Annotated in this window: 19 protein-coding genes, 2 pseudogenes and 1 riboswitch; of the genes and pseudogenes, 1 reads left to right on the forward strand and 20 read right to left on the reverse strand. The window is 39.8% G+C overall.

The annotated features are described in order from the left end of the window. Positions 1-124: 124 nt before the first annotated feature. The 20 genes and pseudogenes from N8A89_RS03445 to N8A89_RS03540 form a co-directional block, all read right to left on the reverse strand. Complete coding sequence (locus N8A89_RS03445; protein WP_289644940.1) at positions 125-613, reverse strand: hypothetical protein; 489 nt, start codon at positions 611-613, stop codon at positions 125-127. A gap of 76 nt (positions 614-689) precedes the next feature. Continuing rightward, positions 690-2,210, reverse strand: coding sequence for a M20/M25/M40 family metallo-hydrolase (locus N8A89_RS03450; RefSeq protein WP_281540996.1), 1,521 nt, complete (start codon positions 2,208-2,210; stop codon positions 690-692). A 291-nt stretch (positions 2,211-2,501) separates the two neighbouring features. Further along, complete coding sequence (locus N8A89_RS03455; protein ID WP_281540997.1) at positions 2,502-2,741, reverse strand: hypothetical protein; 240 nt, start codon at positions 2,739-2,741, stop codon at positions 2,502-2,504. 99 nt (positions 2,742-2,840) lie between these two features. Then, a complete protein-coding gene (locus tag N8A89_RS03460) occupies positions 2,841-3,407 on the reverse strand; it encodes a 3-keto-disaccharide hydrolase (RefSeq protein ID WP_281540998.1) in 567 nt (188 codons plus the stop codon). Continuing rightward, positions 3,408-4,499 carry an amidohydrolase family protein gene (locus N8A89_RS03465; RefSeq protein ID WP_289644941.1) on the reverse strand — a complete coding sequence of 364 codons (1,092 nt, stop codon included), beginning with the start codon at positions 4,497-4,499 and terminating at the stop codon, positions 3,408-3,410. It lies immediately after the preceding gene. 49 nt (positions 4,500-4,548) lie between these two features. Then, entirely contained in the window at positions 4,549-5,697 is a 1,149-nt protein-coding gene (locus N8A89_RS03470) for a serine hydrolase domain-containing protein (RefSeq protein WP_289644942.1), read from the reverse strand. A 144-nt stretch (positions 5,698-5,841) separates the two neighbouring features. Further along, entirely contained in the window at positions 5,842-6,663 is an 822-nt protein-coding gene (locus N8A89_RS03475) for a head GIN domain-containing protein (RefSeq protein ID WP_281541002.1), read from the reverse strand. Positions 6,664-6,683: 20 nt separating this feature from the next. After that, positions 6,684-7,784, reverse strand: coding sequence for an acyloxyacyl hydrolase (locus N8A89_RS03480; RefSeq protein WP_281541003.1), 1,101 nt, complete (start codon positions 7,782-7,784; stop codon positions 6,684-6,686). Positions 7,785-7,883: 99 nt separating this feature from the next. Then, positions 7,884-8,837, reverse strand: a complete 954-nt coding sequence (metF, locus tag N8A89_RS03485; protein WP_289644943.1) for a methylenetetrahydrofolate reductase [NAD(P)H] — start codon at positions 8,835-8,837, stop codon at positions 7,884-7,886. 12 nt (positions 8,838-8,849) lie between these two features. Further along, positions 8,850-11,577 (reverse strand): annotated as a pseudogene (gene metH / locus N8A89_RS03490) (methionine synthase). Continuing rightward, on the reverse strand, positions 11,577-11,933 hold the full coding sequence (locus N8A89_RS03495) for a four helix bundle protein (protein ID WP_281541005.1): 357 nt from the start codon (positions 11,931-11,933) through the stop codon (positions 11,577-11,579). The pseudogene metH and the gene N8A89_RS03495 overlap by 1 nt, the downstream one beginning before the upstream one ends. A gap of 23 nt (positions 11,934-11,956) precedes the next feature. Further along, on the reverse strand, positions 11,957-12,955 hold the full coding sequence (locus tag N8A89_RS03500) for a homocysteine S-methyltransferase family protein (RefSeq protein ID WP_289644944.1): 999 nt from the start codon (positions 12,953-12,955) through the stop codon (positions 11,957-11,959). 78 nt (positions 12,956-13,033) lie between these two features. Then, positions 13,034-13,140: riboswitch (SAM riboswitch) on the reverse strand. 149 nt (positions 13,141-13,289) lie between these two features. Continuing rightward, a complete protein-coding gene (locus N8A89_RS03505; RefSeq protein ID WP_281541007.1) occupies positions 13,290-14,351 on the reverse strand; it encodes an NAD(P)/FAD-dependent oxidoreductase in 1,062 nt (353 codons plus the stop codon). Positions 14,352-14,356: 5 nt separating this feature from the next. Continuing rightward, positions 14,357-15,117 (reverse strand): annotated as a pseudogene (gene cobA, locus N8A89_RS03510) (uroporphyrinogen-III C-methyltransferase). Continuing rightward, entirely contained in the window at positions 15,110-17,200 is a 2,091-nt protein-coding gene (locus tag N8A89_RS03515; protein ID WP_281541008.1) for a HEPN domain-containing protein, read from the reverse strand. The pseudogene cobA and the gene N8A89_RS03515 overlap by 8 nt, the downstream one beginning before the upstream one ends. Positions 17,201-17,360: 160 nt before the next feature. Then, the gene (locus tag N8A89_RS03520) at positions 17,361-18,608 is read right to left on the reverse strand and encodes a sulfate adenylyltransferase subunit 1 (protein WP_281541009.1); all 1,248 of its coding nucleotides are present in this window, start codon (positions 18,606-18,608) and stop codon (positions 17,361-17,363) included. A gap of 115 nt (positions 18,609-18,723) precedes the next feature. After that, on the reverse strand, positions 18,724-19,677 hold the full coding sequence (cysD, locus tag N8A89_RS03525) for a sulfate adenylyltransferase subunit CysD (RefSeq protein WP_281541010.1): 954 nt from the start codon (positions 19,675-19,677) through the stop codon (positions 18,724-18,726). A 25-nt stretch (positions 19,678-19,702) separates the two neighbouring features. Next, complete coding sequence (locus N8A89_RS03530) at positions 19,703-20,326, reverse strand: phosphoadenosine phosphosulfate reductase domain-containing protein (protein ID WP_281541011.1); 624 nt, start codon at positions 20,324-20,326, stop codon at positions 19,703-19,705. Between the two features lie 7 nt (positions 20,327-20,333). Then, a complete protein-coding gene (locus N8A89_RS03535; RefSeq protein ID WP_281543331.1) occupies positions 20,334-20,597 on the reverse strand; it encodes a DUF2061 domain-containing protein in 264 nt (87 codons plus the stop codon). Between the two features lie 191 nt (positions 20,598-20,788). Continuing rightward, positions 20,789-21,199: an RrF2 family transcriptional regulator gene (locus N8A89_RS03540; RefSeq protein WP_281541012.1), complete on the reverse strand. Its 411-nt coding sequence runs from the start codon at positions 21,197-21,199 to the stop codon at positions 20,789-20,791. 113 nt (positions 21,200-21,312) lie between these two features. On the opposite strand from N8A89_RS03540, the gene N8A89_RS03545 reads away from it, so the two are divergent. Continuing rightward, positions 21,313-22,314 carry an aromatic ring-hydroxylating dioxygenase subunit alpha gene (locus N8A89_RS03545; RefSeq protein WP_281541013.1) on the forward strand — a complete coding sequence of 334 codons (1,002 nt, stop codon included), beginning with the start codon at positions 21,313-21,315 and terminating at the stop codon, positions 22,312-22,314. Positions 22,315-22,328 lie beyond the last annotated feature (14 nt).

Consider the following 22,328-nt stretch of genomic DNA (forward strand, 5'->3'; position numbering starts at 1 on the left):
TTTGGCTAATGTACTAATTATATTTAAAAACCAGTATTTAGCTGTTTTTTTTTCGGAATTATTCTTAATTCGTAGTATTTCACAAAATAATCCACCGAAAAAAGAAGTCTTTTCTATGAATACTTTAAAACTGAAGTGCTAAACCCAAGCCATTTTCATTACATGCTGGGACTAATCTAAAGCTTGTTTTATTGTCAAATTGCTTGTTATATGTGAGAATGGCTTTCTTTTTAGAATTGTTAGATGCATACATAAAAATACCACCAACAATTCCAGTACCAATAACACCTAAAGCAGGTCCAAGAGCATTTTGAGCTCTATCTCTACCAGATAAAAATGGGTCATCATTCAAAAGCTCTAGAGTCATCCAAACAGCAAAACTCATTTCAGAAGCTATTCCTACTATGGATATGGCTTCTTGAGTTTTAGATTTTTTCCAGAATTTCTTCACCTCATCATTCTTATACAATAAACTCTGTAAATCATCCTTTGAGATTTCCTTATCATCTTGATAATATTTGTAGCCGGTAAAAGAAGAAAACATAGTAATCTCCTGGGCGTTAACGATGAAAGTAAATAATGACGTAATTACGAGAAGGCAAATGGATTTCATAGGATTTTAGAATAAGTTAATAACACTTAGCTGTAACGATCGATAACATTGATTATTTGATTTTTGAAATATTAAATTATAAATCTTCCTTTAGAATTGCTATCATCGTTTTTACACCATCCCTATAGTTGCCAATCCTAAGATTTTCATTGGGGCTATGCTGATTATTGTCTCTATTTACCGTAGGTACCGTTACCGCAGGGATACCTAAAGTGGTCACGAAAGGAGATATTGGGATAGACCCTCCACTCATTCTAATACGGATGGGATTTTCTCCAAATGCATTTTTCAAGGCCTTGGTCAACCACTGACCAACCTTGGAATCAAAGTCGGTTCGAAAAGACTGATAGGATATTTCAGAAGTAAAGGTTACGATTTTATCATATTCCAATCGCTGTTCTCGTGTGGGTTCTTTAGCCGTTATAAAGTATCCCTGAGCAGCCACATGATCTTTTATCAACTGAATTAATAGCTCTGGATCAGATTCCAGTACCAAACGAACATCAATTTCTGCCCTTGCCCAACCTGGAATTATGGTACGGACCTTTTCATCAATCCAACCGGACTGCATACCTCGGATATTCAAAGATGGATATTGGATGGCTTCCTGATAATAGTCTCCTACTTTATCCGTAGAAACAATCTGTAGTCTTTCCTTAATCTCTTCTTCATTGTCCGGAACATCCTTTAAGATTCGCTCTGTTTCAGCATCTATAGTTATTCCGTCATAAAACCCAGGAATCGTTACTCTCCCTTCATCATCCTTCATGGAGGCTAAAAGTTTTGCTAAACGCAGCGCGGGATTGGGTGCGTAATTACCAAAATGACCACTATGCTGTGGAACTACTGGTCCATAGGTCGTAAGGGTGATTGTGGCAATACCCCTAGCTCCGAAAGTTAAAGTCGGCTTATTACTTATATGCCGTGGGCCATCAAAAATAATTAACATATCCGCCTCAAGAAGTTCTGCGTTTTCGGTTACAGCATTTGGCAATCTTGGAGAACCCAGTTCCTCCTCAAAATCCATAATGACCTTAATATTATAATTTGGGGTGATTTCTTCTGAAGCCAAAGCATCAAGTGCAGTTAAAAACATCGCTACGGGCCCTTTTGCATCGCTTGCAGAGCGTGCAAAAATTCGCCATTCATCATCCATTTGTTCATTAGCTTCCCACGGAACTTCTTCCCATTCATTTTCATCCTTTTTCTTTTTGAGAACGGGTTTGTACGGATTTTCTTGGAACCATCGTGTGCTGTCCACAGGCTGACCATCCAATTGTAGATAAATCAAAACCGTCTCCAGAGCATTTGGATGTTTCCTTTCTGCAAGTAAAAGAGGTGCATGCGAAGTCTCTATGCGTTTGGTTTCAAATCCACGCTCACCGAAGGCTTTTTCGCACCAGATCACGTTCCGCTCTATATGCGCAGGATAAAAAGCGTCGTTGGGTATGCTCAACAAGTCCTTTAACAGCGGAATACTGGCATCTGCGTATTTATCCGAAAGCCGGTCCAACTCATCAGGGCTTTGCGATTGTGTGAATTGAATAAATAAAAAACATGCAACATTCAGCAATAGAAAAGGGATATGTTTAGTCATCTTTTGGAAGTTTATTGGACATTCCATAAAAATAACAAATATCCCTCTATCTCAATATTTCTTTTTTAAGCCCCTAGAATTTTAGAGCTAAACCTATTCCTTCTTGGGAAGGTACCAATCTATAGGTAGTTTTTCCTAGACTGTCGTTAAATTCCAAAATGGCATTCTTCTTGTTCTTGTTAGCCAAGCAATAAAAAATAGAGCCCACTATTGCAGTACTTGCAAAACCAATAATTTGAGCCGTAGTGCTTTTATCTTCATTTTCATTGACTAAATACCATATACCAAAACCTAAGTTGGCCGTGCGGTAATAAAAGTTACGCCATACTGCTTTTTGGCTTTTGACCAATAAACTTGGGAGGCCGGATTGTTGTCCATTGCCATAGCAAATTCCTTCCATGTCATTTTTTCCTTATCCTGATAAAATTGGTTACCCCACGCACCTTGAAAAACAGTAATCTCTTGGGCGGACATATTTGAGGTGAAAAAGGTAATAACGGATAGAATTAAAAATTCTTTTATAGTTTTCATGCAGATATCATTTTTGATTAGTTAAAATAAATTTTATAAACAAAAAATAAAATAGTGGAAGTTTAGTATTTTTTTATGATTATCGATAGGACTATAATTCTACAGGACCGTCAGTACTATATTTCTAAATCGTACAGTTCCCAAGCCAGCCGCTTGCAATGCAATATAGCCTTTGCCCAAATCGTCATTTTCCAAATCGGCCGTGAGGTTTCCATTTATCCATGCCTTAATTCTATTTCCTTTACATCTAATCGTATAGGTATTCCATGTATTTGTGGTTTCAACATACAAAATCGGTTTTGCCCTGGATACTATTGCTCCCGTCCTTTCATTTTGATCGGGATGATCATCCCAAATGTTAATCTCGTAACAATCTGTGTAACTTAGTTCGGATTCAGAACACCGAACAAAAATTCCTGAGTTTATGGTTTCGTCGGGATAGAACTGCAGCTCAAGTTCAAAATCTTCGTAAACCTCTTTTGTCATGATAAAGCCTGAACCTCTTAGTAGTGTTGCTGTAATTTCATCATCGGAAAACTCCCATTTGGCATCACCTTTCTGTATCCAATCCCTATTACCATTATTTTCGAATAGCGGCACACCTTGCTGACAAGAGGTGTAAGATAAAACAAGGCTTACGAAAAAAATTAATTTCAAATATTTCATCTACTGCAGTTCCAAAAAATTAACTACATTTTCATAGTAAATTTTTCTTAAAACATCCTCTGATAATCCCAGACCGATATTTTTTTGACCGCGCTCTGCAACGGAATCTTTGGAGCTTACATACGTCCATAAACGATTGTAGTCATTTTGAAGGTCCTGTTCTTCATCTTCGAGTTCTATTTCTGTTTTCCCTTCTTGTGGACTAGAGTTCCCATAATCTGTTCCAAAGAAAATGCGGTTCTGATACTTTTCAAAAAATCCACTAACCTTATCGGAATCCTGACCTACCAAATCGCCAAAACGAGCAGCGGTTTCCACATACATATTCGGAAATTTATCCAAGCGTTCCGCAACCATATCCACATCATGGGACATACTTCCTAAATGCGCACATAAAATCTTTAAATCAGGGTTGCGGGAAATCCAATTGTCCCGGGCTTTAATAATGGTTTCATAGGAAGGTATTTCAGGATGTTGGAAAGCATGGTATTCCGGATTGTTCTTATAATAGCCATAGTGTGGATTGTTAGGATCGTCCAAAGGACGCCAAGCTTGTACCGGTTCTCCTATATGCGCCATTACGGGAATTTTTTGGGCTTCCAGGAAATCCCATATGGGCTGCAATCTCTCATCATCTATTTGTATAAACTTACCGGATGCATCTTTTGTTACCATTCCAAAGTTCTTCCAAACTTTAACCATCCGAGCCCCTTGTTCAATTTCATGTTTTAAGCGATCAATTTGTCTATCGGCAAAATCCGGTGCATCAATCCCTACGCCAATTAAAGAAGTGCAGAGAAAAAATAAATCTGGTTGAGCTTGGGAAAGAATAAGATATTCATCCCAACTACGCCCAATACCTAGAGAATCTGCTTTGGACACATCTACAAGTATTCCCTGCATATTCCATTTGTTGAAAAAGTTCTTAAAATAATCCCGTTCATATTTAAAGTGCGCATGGACGTCAATTTTTTTAATGGTTTCTTGCCTCAGAGAAGTGGTTTCAGCTTCTTCTGACCCATTTTGTTTTTTTTCGGACTTACAGGCCATTAAAGCAACAAGTGCAATAATGATATACTTGGCGTTTTTCAAAATTAAAGGTTTTAGGTTGCTTCTTTAAATATACAGAAACAATCAAATTCTATGAAAGACTATCGTTGAAGTTTTCAGTTAAAAATATTTGAATTATCTCATCAAGTTCGTCCTGAACATTTGGATTTGTACAGTTTACGAGTATTGAAAAAACCATTTTTTCATTGGGATAGACAAAAAAGTTGGAATATCCTCCTATTCCATTTCCGATATGCCCAAAGTAGGGCCTTCCCTTAATATCTTCACTGACCTGCCACCCTAGGCCGTAATAAGTCGGTTCTCCGTTGATGATTTCCGAAGTCAAAAATTGGCCTAAAACGGAATCATTTGAAACTTTTTTCTCCAAATAAGCTTGTCCCAGTTTGGCAATGTCCGACGATGTGGATAGGTATCCTCCCCCGGCAAGCTTATAAAAATTATTCACTGAAATAGCTTTTCGGAAACCGTCCCGGTTTTTGGTATAAAAACTGGAAATTTCTTCAGTTTGTTCGCGTGGAGTTGAGAATTCTTTGTTATTTTCTGAGCCAAACTCGGCTCCGATTGACTTTACAATAGGTGCTGGAGTAAATGTATTGGACATCCCCAAAGGCTTCAAAACTGTTTGATGAACATATTGCTCAAAAGGAATTCCGCTGGCCTCCTGCATTGCCAATGAAATTAGTACCCAGTCGTAACTATTATAGAAGTAACCCGTTCCAGGTTCAAAAAGCAAATCATCTGCTGCAAAGACTTCGATACTTTCTTTGATTGAGTAAGGTTGGTTCAACCCATATTCTGTTCCACGGTATCCTCTAATACCTGCGGTATGGCCCGCCAAGTTACGGATGGTAAAATCCCATTTCTTTTTAGGATAGTAGGGTACGTATTTATAAAAAGAAGCATCCAAATCTATAATTCCCTCAGAAACCATCTGTGCTAGAGCGGTAGCGGCAATAGGTTTGGAAACACTGGCAATACGGAATATAGAGTTTTGCGGATCCACAAACTTTTTGGTATCTAAGTCAGCGTAACCAAATCCTTTTCGAAAAACAACCTCTCCTTCTTTAATAACCGTAATAGCTAACCCAGGTACTCTACGTTCTACAATTAAGTTCTGCAAAATAGTATCAGCTCTTAACAAGCCCATTAATTTGGAGTCACTTCCTAGAAAATGTTTCGAGGCAAAAAGATTTAAGATAAATTTTTTGATAGGGTTCATAACCTCATTATGAATCTAGCCTTATAATCTAGACATTTTAAACTTTTCTAATCACAAGCTTTTGGACTTTGTTTTATGCCCATCCCCACCGAACCCTCTGGTATATAGCCATCTTCCACTTAACCAGAAAGGGGATTTTATACATTAATCTTTAAAAATCAACTTACCATTAAAAAGCTCCTCTACCTCAATGACAGATGGCCGGTTAAAGCTAATTACATTTCCGTAACCGCGAATTGTACCTCTTATCGCCGATTCGGGAAGTATCAACAAGTCATTGGAACCTCGGTGATTTAAATTAATGTTTTGGGCAATGAGGTTTTCCGCTTCTATTCGTGAATCACCTGCAGCTACATTTAAGCTGAGATTTTCAGTTGTTCCCGATAGTTTGAAATAGGCAATGCCATTGACAACAACGCTTACGGAAGTAGCGTTCAATGTCATATCGAATTCGCCATCCGTAGTTTCCGCTTCTGGCTCATTAAAGCTTTCGGAGAACAAGGCAAGGTTTGGGTAATCAAGAACTCCGTCACTTTTTATGGCAAGGCCAGTGCTACTCCGTATTTGCGTAATATTTGGAGATGTTACATAAATTGTGGTCACACCATATTCTCGGAAGAAATTACAACCATTTTCATTCCGAAGTACAAGTCTATCCCCTTCTACCACTACGCTTACTTCCTCCCTTAAAAACTCTCCGGTTTCTATTTCAACTTTTTGGATATCGCCCTGTTTTAAAACCAAGGCTACTTTCTCAAAGACAGTAATTTTGTCAAAATTAGGAAGCATTATTTCCTGTCTAACCAAATCCCCTGCATTTTGCAAGCAGTCGGGAGCAGCGTCTGTAGAACAGGAGGAGATGCAGATGAGTATAGGAAGAATGATAAGGGCCATTCTCTTAGCTCGAGAAGACACTCCCATACTTCCCCTAAAAGAAAAATCTATTCTAATTTTGTGACTAACCATTTACTCTTTACACTTTTACTTTAAAAACGAAATCCAACTCCAAATTCTAAGGCTTCGGCTGCCGCCCCGTGGGATTTTAACGTTATCGAACCAAATACGGTTTCACCAAAATATCGTTTTAAACCTACCCTATTGTACAATCGCCCTTCAAAATCAAATGGATAATATACGTAATAACCCAGCTGGGTGATGACACTCATTTTATTAATGAACAACTCATGTCCTATGAACACACCGGCCCTTTTAAAATCATCATCTGCCGAAACATTATTTTCAGGAAAGGCAATGGATTGAAACCGAATAAGTTCTTTCAAGAAATTAGAAAAAAAGATGTCCGTTCCCAATTGAATGGCGCTTTTTCTCCCCAGGCGTTTTTCGGCATATCCTGAAAGCACAATAAATCCATACTGTCCCGACCCAATTTCATCACTCTCATTTAAGCCACTTCTAAAAACAAAATTATATTTAATCGGTTCTTTAATTTTTTCATTTTCGGTTTTGCCTATATATTCAAGTTCCACTCCCTCATCCAAATCATAAACCAAACCAGCGTTAAAAGCGAAAGTATTCGTTGAAGTATTGGGCGCCCTAAAATTGGCATTTGAATAATGAATAAGCGATATCCCCGCTTTGATACCCAATCCTTTAAAAATATTCTCTTTGTGATAATTCAGCATTAAATAAGTGGAACTCATAAAGTCGGAACCATAGGCATTATTCCTAAAATTTGTCTCACGGTCATAAGGATTGGTGTTATAAGCAATTCCTTGACCAATTCTAAATTGTACGTTCCGTTTTAGTAGATAAAAATTATAGTGGGCGTAAAGTCCAAAGTTTCTTCCCAAGGTTTCGCTGTTCATATCTTGATAAATGAACGAAGCACCATAATCCGGATAGTTATACAATGCCTCCCACTCCTGTGACCCGTAGGTTTTTCTATTTAAACCTAGAATTACCCCGCCGGGATGATCAGTTATCAAATGTGTAATATCCGTATTATGAAGCAGTACGGAACCATAAAATTGATTAGCGTCTACGGTAAACTTCTTCACCTCAGTATTTTCCTGAGAATAAGAAATAGAAACCCAAAAAAGTAGGCCAATAAGGAACTTAAGTTTCATGGGATTCAAAGGTAGTTATGAAGTAGGAAACACAAGGTATAAGAGTTATAAAAAGTGAAGGTTATCGAAACTATTTGAAAGACACTTGAAAACTCGTACCTAAAAAATCTCCTGTGCTATCGCCTTTATATTATCGGATTTACCCATAGAATAGTAATGTAATACAGGTACCCCGGCATCTCTCAATTCCCTTGATTGTTGAACTCCCCATTCAATTCCTACTTGACGAACGGCCTTATTATCCTCACAGGCATCAACGGCATCGATCAAATCTTGCGGAAGATCGATACGGAAAATCTGGGGGAGTAGCTGCAAATGTCGCTTGACCGCAATAGGTTTGATCCCAGGAATAATGGGCACATTAATTCCCATATCTTTTACCGCATCAACAAAATTAAAATACTTTTTATTATCAAAGAACATTTGGGTCACTACATAATCTGCTCCCGCGTCCACTTTTTCTTTCAGCCGTTTCAAATCCGATTGTAATGACGGAGCTTCCAAATGTTTTTCTGGGTAACCCGCTACCCCAATACAAAAATCAGCGCAATCATCCGTCTCAATGACTTCATGAAGATATTTGCCACAGTTCAGATTTTGAATTTGCTTGACAAGGCCATTTGCGTACTTATGACCTCCTTTTGTAGGTTCAAAATATTGTTCCTCTCTCATGGCATCACCCCTCAAAGCCATTACGTTATCAATGCCTAAATAATGACAGTCAACCAACAAATATTCGGTTTCCTCTTTCGTGAATCCACCGCAGAGCACATGTGGAACGGTATCTACATCGTATTTATGTTTAATGGAAGCACAAATTCCCACCGTGCCGGGTCGCATTCGCGTGAGTTTTTTGTCCAAAAGACCATCACGATCTATGTAAACATACTCTTCACGAGAAGTGGTCACATCAATAAATGGAGGTTTAAATTCCATCAATGGATTAATATTATCGTACAATTCTTGAATATTGCGTCCTTTTACAGGAGGAATTATCTCGAAGGAAAACAAGGTCTTTCCGTTAGCCTCTTTTATATGATCTGTTACTTTCATACTTAAAACAAATTAGTCATCGGCAATGTTAGGTGCCAGCCATTTTAATGCTTTCTCCATCGAAATGCCTTTTCGTTCCGCGTAATCCTTGACTTGATCTTCCTTTATTTTACCCAATCCAAAGTAAAGCGCTTCGGGGTTTCCAAAATAATAACCCGAAACGGAAGACGCTGGCCACATTGCCAAACTCTCCGTCAATTTTACACCAATTTTTTCCTCAACTTGTAGCATTTCCCAAATCGTCAATTTTTCCAAATGATCAGGACAGGCCGGATAACCAGGTGCCGGCCGTATTCCCTTATACTTCTCTTCAATTAAAGCTGCATTGTTAAGATTTTCATTAGCCGCATACCCCCAGTGTTTCGTTCGGATTTCTTTATGCAAATATTCAGCGAAAGCTTCTGCCAATCTATCTGACAAGGCTTTTACTAGTATTGAATTATAATCGTCCAAATTCGTTTCATATACAGCGGCCAATTCCTCTGTCCCAAAACCTGTAGTAACACAAAAACAGCCGATATAATCTTGTTCACCGGTTTCTTTAGGAGCTATAAAATCGGCAAGCGCATAATCCGGAACGCCTTCCTTGCGCTGCAATTGTTGGCGTAGCGTTCGGAAAATGTAACTCTTTTTCACCTACGTTAACTTGAATATCGTCATCCATAATCGAGTGGGCAGGAAAAAGTCCAAAAATGCCTTTGGCCTTCAATTTTTTCTCTTTCAATATTTCCGCTAACATTTTCTGGGCATCTTCAAAAAGTTCCGCGGCTTGTGGGCCTACAATATCATCCTTAAGTATATCAGGATATTTTCCATGCAACTCCCAGCTTCTAAAAAATGGTGTCCAGTCAATGAATGGAACCAATTTTTCGAGCTCCAAATCCTCGATTATTTGAATTCCCAACTTATTCGGCTTCACAATTTCGGAAGTGTTCCAATCAATTCGGAATTTATTTCGTCGCGCCGCTTCAAGGGTTTTGTATTCTTTGTGTTGCGAGCGATTCAGAAATTTTTCCCTGCAAACATCATAATCCGCTTTTACCGATTTTTTATAGCTATCAGAGGTTTCTTTTTGTAATAAATCCCCGACCACGGTAACGGCACGGGAGGCATCATTGACATATACTACGGCCTGACTGTATTGTGGGTCGATTTTAACGGCAGTATGTGCTTTACTGGTCGTTGCCCCGCCTATCAATAATGGAACCTTAAAATTCTGCCGTTCCATTTCCTTTGCGAGGTGCACCATTTCGTCGAGAGATGGCGTTATCAAACCACTTAATCCGATAACATCTACGTTGTGTTCAATAGCCGAAGCAATTATTTTTTCTGGGGGAACCATAACGCCCAAATCAACAATTTCATAGTTGTTACAGGCCAGTACAACACTCACGATGTTTTTACCAATGTCGTGTACATCACCCTTTACGGTCGCCATCAATATTTTTCCTGCTCCTTTCTTATCCCCCGCTTGCGGATTCAAGAGCTTCTCCTCTTCAATATATGGCAAGAGATGCGCCACGGCCTTTTTCATCACTCGGGCCGACTTTACGACTTGTGGCAAGAACATTTTTCCGCTTCCAAAAAGGTCGCCGACAACATTCATACCGGTCATCAAATGACCTTCAATAACCTCGATAGGCTTATCGGAAGCTTGTCGAGCCTCTTCGACGTCCTCAACAATATATTGGTCGATACCTTTAACCAAAGCACGCGTGATTCTATCCTGCAACGGTTCTTCACGCCATGACAAATCGACCTTGTTTTCTTTGGCCTTTCCTACCACCGATTCAGCGAAATCGATCAACCGCTCGGTAGCATTGTCCCTGCGATTCAGCATTACGTCTTCTACACGTTCCAACAAATCTTTTGGGATGTCATCGTAAACCTCCAGCATGGTTGGGTTTACGATACCAATGTTCATTCCTGCCTTTATTGCATGATAAAGAAAAACTGAATGCATGGCCTCTCGTACAGGGTTATTTCCCCTAAAAGAAAATGATACATTGCTCACGCCTCCACTTACACTTGCATACGGTAAATTTTCACGCACCCATTTGGTCGCCTCGATAAAATCCAGGGCGTTACGCTTATGTTCATCCATTCCAGTTGCTACTGGAAAAACATTCAGGTCAAAAATGATATCCTCAGGAGGAAAACCAACCTTATTGACTAGAATGTCGTACGATCGTTTCGAAATTTCGATGCGGCGGTCATAGCTATCGGCTTGGCCGACCTCATCGAAGGCCATTACGATGACCGCAGCTCCATATCTTTTTATCAACTTAGCATGATGAATAAACTCAGCTTCCCCTTCTTTCAGACTAATGGAATTCACTACGCATTTGCCCTGCACAACTTGTAATCCCGCCTCGATGATTTCCCATTTAGAACTATCAATCATGATGGGCACTCTAGCGATATCTGGTTCGGCAATAACCAAATTCAAGAACTTGACCATGGCCGCCCTTCCATCGATTAGGCCATCGTCCATATTAATATCGATTATCTGCGCTCCACCTTCGACCTGATCTCGGGCAATGTCCAAAGCCTCTTCAAACTTTTCTTCTTTGATTAAACGTAGAAACTTTTTTGAACCGGCCACATTAGTCCGTTCGCCCACGTTTATGAAATTGCTTTCGGGAGTGACGACTAGTGGCTCTAAGCCGCTTAACTTTAGGCATCTAGTTGTTAGTTGTCGATTGTCGGTTGTCGGTATTTGTGAATTGCCTTGAGTCATCAATTATTCTTTTTGTAATATTTGATAAATCCGTTAATGAGTTTTTTACATTTTAAAATCTGTTTGAATAGATTATCAGAATCTTCCTTTTTCAGGTATCCTTGGTCTAATGCAATGAACAATTGGGTTTCCAATTCGTACAAAGACCCGCGAGAAATATACAAAAACTGAATGGTATCGGCAGAGGTTCTTCTACCACAGCCTTCGGCAATATTTGATGGAATAGAAACAGCACATCTACATATCTGACTAGTCAATCCATACATTTCTTCCCTCGGGAAATCTTTTGATATCTGATATACATTATTTACCAAAACTCTAGCCTCTTTCCAAACCTCCAACTCAGTATATTCCATTTTTTATGATTTACTGACAACTATCAACCGAAAACTGTCAACTTCCTTGGCTTATATTGTTTGACCAAATCTGCAATTGCCCTAATATGTTCCGGAGTTGTTCCGCAACATCCACCGACAATATTTACGATTTTCTTTTCAACATACTCCTTTATTTGTACGGCCATTTGTTCGGGAGATTCGTCGTATTCCCCGAATGCATTGGGAAGACCTGCATTTGGATGTGCAGAAATAAAATGCTCCGACTTTTTGGATATTACCTCCAAATGAGGGACCAACTGACTCGCTCCCAAGGCACAATTAAACCCAACGGAAAGTATCGGGATATGGGAAATAGAAATTAAAAAAGCTTCTGCTGTTTGGCCTGATAATGTCCTACCGGAAGCGTCAGTAATCGTACCACTCACCATAATCGGAACATCAATTTTTCGTTCTTCCTTGACCTCTTCAATGGCAAAAAGTGCCGCTTTGGCATTCAACGTATCAAAAATGGTTTCTACCAAAATGATATCCGCACCTCCATCCAGCAACGCCTCCACCTGTTGTTTGTAGGCAACTCTTAATTCATCGAAAGAAATTGCCCTAAACCCAGGATCATTTACATCAGGTGACATGCTCGCTGTTTTGTTGGTCGGGCCTATGCTCCCCGCTACAAATCTTGGTTTGTTCGGCTCATTAGCAGTAAATTCATCAGCAACCTTTTTCGCGATTCTGGCGGATTCATAATTCAATTCATAAACCAATTCTTCCATGTGATAATCGGCCATGGCAATGGTTGTGCCTGAAAAGGTATTGGTTTCCACGATATCCGCACCTGCCGCAAAATATTTTCTATGAACGTCCGCAATAGCTTCCGGTTGCGTCAAGGACAACAAATCATTATTGCCCTGCAGGGGGTGCTCCCAATCTCTGAAACGGTCGCCACGAAAATCTTCTTCCGTAAACTTATAGCGTTGTAGCATAGTGCCCATGGCACCATCTAAAACTAAAATTCTTCTATGTAGTAAATCCTTTATCAACATATTCCTTTCCTACGCTCATTGCGCACATTAAAAAGTTATAATCATCAAGGAAAGGTAGGGACGAAGCGTCTTTCTTTTTGGTTATCTATTCCCGTTTTAAAGGGGTAGAATTTAGCACCTTCTTTACAGATAAAGGGTTGCTAAGGCTTCAAAGGGTCTATTCCCTCCGCCTTTCTTGATAACAAATTCAGTTTATATAAGAACTATGACAAAGTAACACCACAGTTTGTTCATAAACAAATAATGCTTCCCTTTTTTAGGTTTTAAAAGAAAGTAAAAACCCTCTAAACAAAAATTAAGTTAGAGGGTGGCTAGCTAATTAAATTGAGAGGAATTATGCAATACTTTGAACGACTTCTTTTTTGGCTTCTTTTTTAGAACCGTCAAATCCTTCTACACCGCCTACAGTTGTATATTTCATGACATATCTTTTTCCGGGGTTGATAAGTTGATAGGCAAATTGACACATTACGGCAGCTCCGTGAAAACCGGACAATATTAGCTTTAGTTTGCCTTCATACGTATTTACATCGCCAATGGCGAAAATTCCAGGAATATTGGTTTGGTAATCCTTTGCATTATTTACCTTAATGGCATTCTTTTCAATTTCTAAGCCCCAATTACCTATTGGACCCAATTTTGGAGACAACCCGAACAAGGGAATAAAGTTATCGACCTCAAGATAAGTCTCGCCTTTTTCGGAATTGTTGTGCTTGATAACGACGGCCTCTAAATGCTCATCACCATATAACTTCCTTACCTCAGCCTCGGTAAACAGTTTGATTTTACCTAATTTGGCGAGCTCCGATGCTTTTTCAACAGAATCCAAAGCACCCCTAAACTCATTCCGTCTATGGACCAGTGAAACTTCAGAAGCTACTTCGGATAAGAAAATAGCCCAATCCAGTGCAGAATCACCACCACCGGCAATCACCACCTTCTTATCACGATAGACCTCCGGGTCTTTAACAATATAGGCCACTCCTTTTTCCTCAAAATCCCTTATGTTCTCAATGGGTGGTTTTCTAGGTTCAAAAGAACCTAAACCTCCAGCTATTACAACCACTGGTGCTTGGTGTTGCGTTCCCCTATTTGTGGTAACTATATAAGAACCATCCTCTTGCTTGTCCAATGTTTCGGCTCGTTCACCCAAGGTAAACCCCGGTTCAAAAGGCCTAATCTGCTCCATTAAATTATCGACCAGATCTCCTGCCAATATTTCTGGAAATGCAGGAATATCATAAATCGGCTTTTTTGGATAAATTTCTGAACACTGTCCACCAGGTTGTGGCAACGCGTCAATCAAATGACATTTTAATTTTAATAATCCAGCTTCAAAAACGGTGAACAGGCCCGTTGGACCGGCACCTATGATGAGTATATCTGTTTTGATCATAGTATTCATATTAACTCTAATTCTTGGTTTTGAGCTATCTCCTTAATGATGGCCCTATGCTTTACAACTTGTCCAATAATGATTATTGCGGGATTGGATAAATTCTGTTTCTCCACTTCCTTTTTAATGGTGTTTATGGTTCCAATACCTATCTTTTCATTTTTTCGTGTTCCGTTCTGAATGATGGCTATAGGAGTTTCCGATTTACCCTCCTCTTTAAAGAGTGTAATAATTTGAGATAGTTTGGACATTCCCATCAAAATAACTACCGTTGCACTACTCTTAGCGGCCAAGGCAATATCATTGGAAAGTTTATGCTCTTTGGTTGTGCCAGTAATCACCCAAAAACTCTCTGAAGATCCTCGCTTAGTAACCGGAATATTCTGTGATGCAGGAACGGATAAACAACTCGAAATCCCGGGAACCATAGCTACCGTGAGCCCGTTTTGGGCCGCATATTCCATTTCCTCCGCACCACGCCCAAAAACAAAAGGATCCCCCCTTTTAATCGTACCACATGGCCGTGCGAATTTGCCCTATTCACAATGAGCTCGTTTATTTGATTTTGTTGATAAGAATAACAGCCCATACGTTTACCAACGAATATGATTTCCGCATTGGGCGCATATTCCAATAGTTCTATATTAACTAAAGCATCGTACAGAACTACAGCTGCGCTTTGTAATGCTTTAATCGCTTTTAGGGTGATGAGCTCAGCATCACCAGGGCCAGCTCCCACTACCGTTAATTTTGGTTCTTTATACATGGGCCAGTTCTAATTTCCTATATGCTTCCACGGCCTTTAAAAATCCTTTGGCATCCACTAAATACTGCTCTGCGAAAGCTTGCGAAGGTTCATTTTTGTTGAGTTGTAAAACCAATTCTTCAAAGCCTCTTCCTAAATTTATTCTTCCCGACGTGATGAACAATTCATCAAAATCCTTGATGATACTGGAATGGGTATTGACTTTCGTATTTTCAGCGGTCAACAAAGCTTTCGCCGTATTGACCATGGAAGAATACGAATGATAAATACTTGCCGCCCATTTGCCTTCCTCAAATGTTGCTTCGGAATTTTGGATTTTCTCTTCGCTTTCAAATAACAACGTGGCGATGAGGTCAATGACGACACCTGCACACTCCCCAATTCCAATTTCCTTTTTATATCGCTCCGTATTTCCCCAATCTATAAAATCTTCTTGGGTAAGGTTATTAATATCCGTAAGCGGTTTTAGGAAATCATAGAAATACATCTGACCTTTTTCTTGATAGTAATCGGAATAGGAATACCCCTTACCGTTTTTCTCAAAATCGTCCAGCAATAATCGAAGTGCTTCGGGACCTCTTCTACAGGGTATTTTTACCACTTTGTCCGCAAAACGTCCTTCTCCGTTCCCAATATTTCCGCCACCCAAAAGTACTTGCAATGCGGGAGCGACCAGTTTGTCCTTTGTTCGGATGCTCATGCCCTGAAATCCTATATTGGCCATATTATGCTGACCACAGGCGTTCATACAACCGCTAATTTTAATAACTACGTCAGCATTGCTGATGTATTGCGGATATTCTTCTTTGATGATTCGTTCCAATTCAACAGCAATTCCAGTACTGCTGGCAATTCCTAAGTTACAGGTATCCGTTCCCGGGCAGGCCGTGATGTCCAATGCCTTATTATATCCCGCCTCTACGAAACCGAGCTTTTGCAGTTCTGTATAAAAAAACGGAACAAGTTCCTCTTTTACATAGGGTATTAAAATGTTTTGTCTGAGTGATAAACGAAATTCACCCGCCGCATAGTTCTGAACCAAATCTGCTAACAATCTTGCTTTATCCGTATAAAAATCACCTAAAAGCACTTTGATACCTATAGCCACAAATCCATTTTGTTTTTGCGGAACAATGTTGGTGTATTTCCATTGCTCAAAAGCCTTGATATCCTTAATTTCTACTTTTGGAATGGCCACATCAACCACATACGCCTTTGGATAGGAGTCTGCATCAATGGAAAATGTAGCTATGGGAACAGCTTTCTGTTCCGCTTCCAGTAATTTTCTAAATCCGTCTAGACCCAAATCCTTCAATAAGAATTTCATTCTGGCCTTGGCCCTACTTTTTCGCTCGCCGTAGCGATCAAAAACACGTATTACCCCATCCATTAAAGGAATAATTTTATCCGAGGGTAGAAATTCATAAAGCACATCTGCATGGCGTGGTTGTGAGCCCAAACCACCACCTAGCATTACTTTGAAACCTTTTTCACCATTTTGTATTTTGGCAATAAAGCCTAGGTCATGCATATAGGAAAGCCCCGTATCCACATCACTCGCAGAAAAAGAAACTTTGAACTTCCTACCCATTTCCTGACTTATAGGGTTTCTTAAGAAATATCGAAATAAGGCATCGGCATAAGGGGAAACATCAAAGGATTCATCCACATCTATCCCAGCTGTTTCACTGGCCGTTACATTGCGTACCGTGTTACCACAAGCCTCTCGCAACGTGACTTCATCTTTTTCCAGTTCTGCCCATAATTCTGGAGTGCGGTTTAAATCCACATAGTGAATCTGAATGTCTTGACGCGTGGTAATATGCAACCGTCCTGTGGAATATTCGTCCGAAACATCGCAAATACGTTTCAATTGTTTGGAAGTGACCTTTCCGTAGGGCAGTTTAATCCGAATCATTTGTACGCCTTGCTGCCGCTGGCCATATACCCCACGTGCCAAACGCAGGCTTCGGAATTTTTCCTCATCCAACTTCCCCTCTTGGAACTCATGGATTTTGCGTTCCAATTCCACGATATCTTTTTCTACGACCGGATTTTCTATTTCTGTTCTAAAACTTTGCATTTATTTAGACATTAGACGCGAACAATTGGACGTCAGATTTTAATTAATATTTAAATCCTATGGGATTTATAGGATAAATAAACTCAATACTTCAAAAAAAACTCTCTTACCCCCTACTTGGAAAGTGCTCAACGCTTTCCTAGATTATCACCATTATCTTTTAGTTGATGAACCCTGCCCCAACGGTACCGTTCGTTTGGGTGTCGATTAATATAAAAGAACCGTTGGTCCTATGTTCCTTGAACTTATCATAAAAAATTGGTTTGTTCAACCGGAAACTTACCTGAGCGATATCGTTCATTCCGAGCCCGTCAACATTTTCCTCGATACCGGAATAATCTGGATTTATTTTGTGATGTATATTATCAACTTTTGCCAATACCTTGTTCACCCCATGCTGTACGATATATTTTTTACCCAATTTCAAAGTATCAGAATCCATCCAAGATATTGTAGCTGTAAACTGCTTTTCTATAGTAGGTAAATCATCTACCTTAACCAACATATCTCCCCTACTCAAATTGATTTCATCTTCTAAGGTTATGGTGACGGAGGACCTTCTCGAAGCCGTTTGGTATTTTTTGTCATAAAAATAGATGGCCTTGATTTTGGATTGTGTTCGTGATGGCAATGCCACTACGGCATCGCCCACGCTTAGCTCACCTCCATAAACTTTTCCGGCAAATCCCCGGAAATCATGATGTTCATCTGTTTTTGGACGGATGACATATTGTACCGGAAATCTTGGTGTACCCACATTGGATACGGCAGCTAGATCCAGACCCTCCAAATGCTCCAGTAACGTTTCGCCATTGTACCACGGCATATGTTTAGATGAATTGACTACGTTATCCCCTTTTAACGCACTAACGGGAATGAACGTTATTTTCTGGTCTTTGTAATCACGCTTACTCATCAACTGTTCAAAATCAGTCTTGATGGAATTGTACGTTTCCTCTGAAAAACCGACCAAATCCATTTTGTTTATAGCTACGATTACCTCCTTAATCCGTAGCAGGTTATTAATAAAAAAGTGGCGATTGGTCTGCTCAATGACTCCTTTTCTGGCATCAATCAATATGATGGCTGCTTGTGAGGTGGAGGCACCGGTAACCATATTTCTGGTATACTCAACATGACCAGGAGTATCGGCTATGATATAACTCTTGTTTTCCGTTGAAAAATAAATATGTGCTACATCAATGGTGATTCCCTGTTCCCGCTCTGCTACCAGACCGTCCGTGGCCAGAGAGAAATCTAAATAATCATAACCCTTTTGCTTGCTGGTCTTTTCTATGGCCTCTAGCTTATCTGTTGTTAAGGATTTTGTATCGTATAGCAGCCTACCGATCAAGGTGCTTTTACCATCATCTACACTTCCTGCCGTGGCTATTTTTAGTACTTCCATTTTTCATCTGGCTCTCAGCTATTTGCCCTTGGCATTTAGCCTATTTAATACTCATTTTAATGATTTACTAATGCCTAACAGCCAAAAGCTAAAGGCGGAATTTGCTTAGCAAATTCTAAAAGTATCCTTGTTGTTTTCTTTTCTCCATGGCCGCTTCGGAGCGTTTATCATCTATTCTTGCCCCTCTTTCGGAAATGGTAGAATTCCTAATTTCTTGGACCACGGCTTCAATATCCATTGCTTTGGAAAATACGGCCGCTGTGCAGCTCATATCCCCCACAGTTCTAAAGCGTACCATTTTTTCCAATACTTCCTCATCTTCTTCTTGGTACACGAAGTCCGAATGGGACCATATTAATCCATCACGTAAAAAGACCTTTCTTTTATGGGCAAAATAGATGGATGGAATTTCAATTTCCTCCTCTTTTATATAGGACCATACATCCAACTCTGTCCAATTTGAGATTGGGAATACCCTTACGTTCTTACCAATTTCTATTAGTCCGTTCAACATGTCAAATAACTCCGGACGCTGATTACGTTCGTCCCACTGCCCAAAATCATCCCGAACTGAAAAAATACGCTCTTTAGCCCTGGCCTTCTCCTCATCCCTGCGCGCACCCCCAATGCAGGCATCGAACTTGAACTCCTCTATGGCATCCAATAAAGTGGTTGTCTGTAAGGAATTCCTACTAGAATATCTTCCGGATTCTTCCTTTACCTTTCCTTCATCAATAGAATCCTGAACGTTTCGTACGATAAGTTCCAATCCCAATTCATTGACCAGTCTATCACGGAATTCTATCGTTTCGGGAAAGTTATGACCCGTATCAATATGCATTAGCGGAAAGGGAATTTTTGCTGGCCAAAAGGCCTTTTGTGCCAAGCGAACCAACGTAATGGAATCCTTTCCCCCAGAAAATAAGAGCACTGGTTTTTCAAACTGTGCCGCCACTTCCCTAAATATATAAATGGCTTCATTCTCCAAGGCGTTAATATGAGAGGTATCCTTAAAAGGGGCTACGTCGGGCTTCAATGTTATGTCCAAATCTGTTGTCTTAATTCCCATGAATTTTTATCTAGCCAATAACTTTTTAATTATGCAACCCACATTCCCTATTCTCCAACACTTTTGTGGGGTCAAAATACTTGTGTTCGTTGGGTAAATTTCTTTCTTTTAGGTAAGCGTCCAAATGGGTGTCGTTCCAATGGTAAAACGGGCTCACTTTTAAGACTCCGTCTTTACTCAAGCTTAAAATATCTAAAGAATCCCTATAGGCAGTCTGTCCCTTTCTAAGATTTGTAAACCACACATCCGGTCGGTGTGCCACCATTGCCCTCCTAAATGGTTCCAATTTTACTTGCTCTGTAAATAAGGCATGCCTTGCATCATCTATTTGCGGAATCCCCATTACTGAATCCCTGTGTGCCGTTGTTTGCAGGGGCACGTACAAATCGATGTTCAGATTTAACTGCTGTATAAGCATTTCGGCATGTTTATAGGTGTTGGGTGTATTGTAACCGGTATCACACCAAACAACGGGAATGTCCTGGTCCACTTGTGATACAGCATAAAGAATAGCAACTTCATAAGGGCGAAAGTTAGTGGTCACTATCGCTTTTTTAGAATGCTTTACGGCCCAAGAAATGATTTCCTCAGGCGGAATTCCCTTGAACTGTGTGTTCAATTTTTTGATTTCTTCTTGTGTAAATACCATATCCTATTTATTTACCCCAATTAATTTTATTCCATAAACGTTCGTGAAAAAAGTACAGGAACATCTTTGTCACAAAGTCGATTGAGGCTATGGAAGCTGCTAAAGCCACTTTTCCCGTAAACAGATACGAAATCAAAAGTGTATCCAGCGTACCTATTACCCTCCAACTTATGGCTTTTGCCACGCTTCTAATGGGCCGCTCGGAAGTCTTGTCCGAAGCGTATTTACTTTTAGTATTCTTTCTGTCTAGAATTAACTGATCTACAATCATACTTTCGCTCAAATATTAATACCCTACTAACTTAATAGGATAACAAAAATAGAAATTATCCCCACAATACAACCATCGGACTTTTAAAAAATTATAATTACCCTATAGATTTAGTAGATTAATAACAAATGGCACAAACAATTATAGATTTGATAAACGCAAAACATAATTTCTCAAAATAATGAAATAGGCTATTTGATGATATCGGCCAGCGTATTAGTACGGTATACGGCTAAATTGGCATCCCGGACCATTAACATTAGCTTGTGTACGGAGCAGGATTCCTCATCCGGACAGTCACTACATTTTTCATAAAAGTTGAGACTCACACAAGGCACCATGGATATGGGGCCTTCCAATACACGCATGACATCAGTCATTAAAACTTGATCTGGATTTTTGATAAGGTAGTATCCCCCACCCTTTCCCTTCTTAGACCCAAGAAAGCCAGTTTTCCGAAGGGACAATAAAATACTCTCCAAAAATTTCTGCGAAATGTTCTCATGCGCAGCAATTTCAGCAATTTGAACAGGTTGCTTGTTTTTCTGGGAACCCAGATAGGCAAGTGCCTTAAGTCCGTATTTCGTCTTTTTTGACAGCATGAGGCTAAGATAGGGAAATTAGGTAAAGTGAATTGAATCGCTTCGCTGTTTCAATCGACTTTAATAACAATCTCATATATTTACTAGAACTATTAAAACCACAAATTAGATCGATGGATTTCAAACATGGTATTTTTCCTGAAAAACTATTTGCTTGCTGGCATCCTGTTGGATATAGTGAAGAAATAAAAGCGGAAGAACCTTACGGTACTTTTCTATTGGATGAACCTTTGGTTGTTTGGCGAACTTCAGATGGCAAAGTACACGCCATGCGCGATGTTTGCATACATCGTGGTACAGCCCTGTCTTTGGGATGGATAAAAGACGATTGCCTTGTCTGCCCCTATCACGCTTGGCAGTTTGACAAAAAAGGGTATTGTGTAAAGATTCCGCAAGCACCCGAAGCAGAAATTCCGGCTAAAGCAAAAACTCCCGCGTACCATTGTCAAGAAAAATTCGGATTGGTATGGGTCGCTTTTAAGGCACCGGTTTATGACCTTCCCAATATTCCGGAATACGAAGCTTCCGACTGGAAATTGGTAAATACCGGACCCTTTACCTGGAAGAGTGATAGTTCAAGACAAGTCGAGAATTTTACCGATTTCGGTCATTTTCCATGGGTGCATCCCGGACTTTTAGGAGACCCTGAGCGACCAAAGGTACCCGAATGCAAGGTCACGGTCAAAGATGCTGTCTTACACTATTCCGTAGTTCGTCCCGAAGCCACCAACAGTGATGACTTTCCAATTTTTGCCAATAATGACATCGTACAGCCAGAACGCAGAAGCGTATATGAGCTGCACTTGCCTTATACAATCGTTTTAAGGCTAGGATGGGGTGGTGATAAAGGCATGGTTTATTTCTTTACTTCACAGCCTATTTCGCATAACAAGTGCAGAGGCTTTTGTATCATAGGTCGCAATTATGACCATGACGGGCCAGACACTATTTTAGAGGAATTTGAACAGGTGATTTTTGACCAGGACAAGCGTATTGTAGAATCGCAACGCCCCGAGCAAGTACCTTTCGATTTTACCGAAGAGTTACATTTAAAATTCGATGCCGTTGCTATGAACTACAGAAGGGCCATGAAAAAACAAAAATTGAGTTATTAGTATTCGGTTTAGGC

Origin of the sequence: Maribacter aestuarii, from assembly GCF_027474845.2 — a bacterium.
Taxonomy (GTDB): Bacteria; Bacteroidota; Bacteroidia; order Flavobacteriales; family Flavobacteriaceae; genus Maribacter; species Maribacter aestuarii.

What these genes read in the sequence shown, in the direction of transcription:
- N8A89_RS03445 (WP_289644940.1), bottom strand. Translation starts at nt 613, where the DNA reads ATGAAATCCATTTGCCTTCTCGTAATTACGTCATTATTTACTTTCATC.
- N8A89_RS03450 (WP_281540996.1), bottom strand. Translation starts at nt 2,210, where the DNA reads ATGACTAAACATATCCCTTTTCTATTGCTGAATGTTGCATGTTTTTTA.
- N8A89_RS03455 (WP_281540997.1), bottom strand. Translation starts at nt 2,741, where the DNA reads ATGAAAACTATAAAAGAATTTTTAATTCTATCCGTTATTACCTTTTTC.
- N8A89_RS03460 (WP_281540998.1), bottom strand. Translation starts at nt 3,407, where the DNA reads ATGAAATATTTGAAATTAATTTTTTTCGTAAGCCTTGTTTTATCTTAC.
- N8A89_RS03470 (WP_289644942.1), bottom strand. Translation starts at nt 5,697, where the DNA reads ATGAACCCTATCAAAAAATTTATCTTAAATCTTTTTGCCTCGAAACAT.
- N8A89_RS03475 (WP_281541002.1), bottom strand. Translation starts at nt 6,663, where the DNA reads ATGGTTAGTCACAAAATTAGAATAGATTTTTCTTTTAGGGGAAGTATG.
- N8A89_RS03480 (WP_281541003.1), bottom strand. Translation starts at nt 7,784, where the DNA reads ATGAAACTTAAGTTCCTTATTGGCCTACTTTTTTGGGTTTCTATTTCT.
- metF (WP_289644943.1), bottom strand. Translation starts at nt 8,837, where the DNA reads ATGAAAGTAACAGATCATATAAAAGAGGCTAACGGAAAGACCTTGTTT.
- N8A89_RS03495 (WP_281541005.1), bottom strand. Translation starts at nt 11,933, where the DNA reads ATGGAATATACTGAGTTGGAGGTTTGGAAAGAGGCTAGAGTTTTGGTA.
- N8A89_RS03500 (WP_289644944.1), bottom strand. Translation starts at nt 12,955, where the DNA reads ATGTTGATAAAGGATTTACTACATAGAAGAATTTTAGTTTTAGATGGT.
- N8A89_RS03505 (WP_281541007.1), bottom strand. Translation starts at nt 14,351, where the DNA reads ATGATCAAAACAGATATACTCATCATAGGTGCCGGTCCAACGGGCCTG.
- N8A89_RS03515 (WP_281541008.1), bottom strand. Translation starts at nt 17,200, where the DNA reads ATGCAAAGTTTTAGAACAGAAATAGAAAATCCGGTCGTAGAAAAAGAT.
- N8A89_RS03520 (WP_281541009.1), bottom strand. Translation starts at nt 18,608, where the DNA reads ATGGAAGTACTAAAAATAGCCACGGCAGGAAGTGTAGATGATGGTAAA.
- cysD (WP_281541010.1), bottom strand. Translation starts at nt 19,677, where the DNA reads ATGGGAATTAAGACAACAGATTTGGACATAACATTGAAGCCCGACGTA.
- N8A89_RS03530 (WP_281541011.1), bottom strand. Translation starts at nt 20,326, where the DNA reads ATGGTATTTACACAAGAAGAAATCAAAAAATTGAACACACAGTTCAAG.
- N8A89_RS03535 (WP_281543331.1), bottom strand. Translation starts at nt 20,597, where the DNA reads ATGATTGTAGATCAGTTAATTCTAGACAGAAAGAATACTAAAAGTAAA.
- N8A89_RS03540 (WP_281541012.1), bottom strand. Translation starts at nt 21,199, where the DNA reads ATGCTGTCAAAAAAGACGAAATACGGACTTAAGGCACTTGCCTATCTG.
- N8A89_RS03545 (WP_281541013.1), top strand. Translation starts at nt 21,313, where the DNA reads ATGGATTTCAAACATGGTATTTTTCCTGAAAAACTATTTGCTTGCTGG.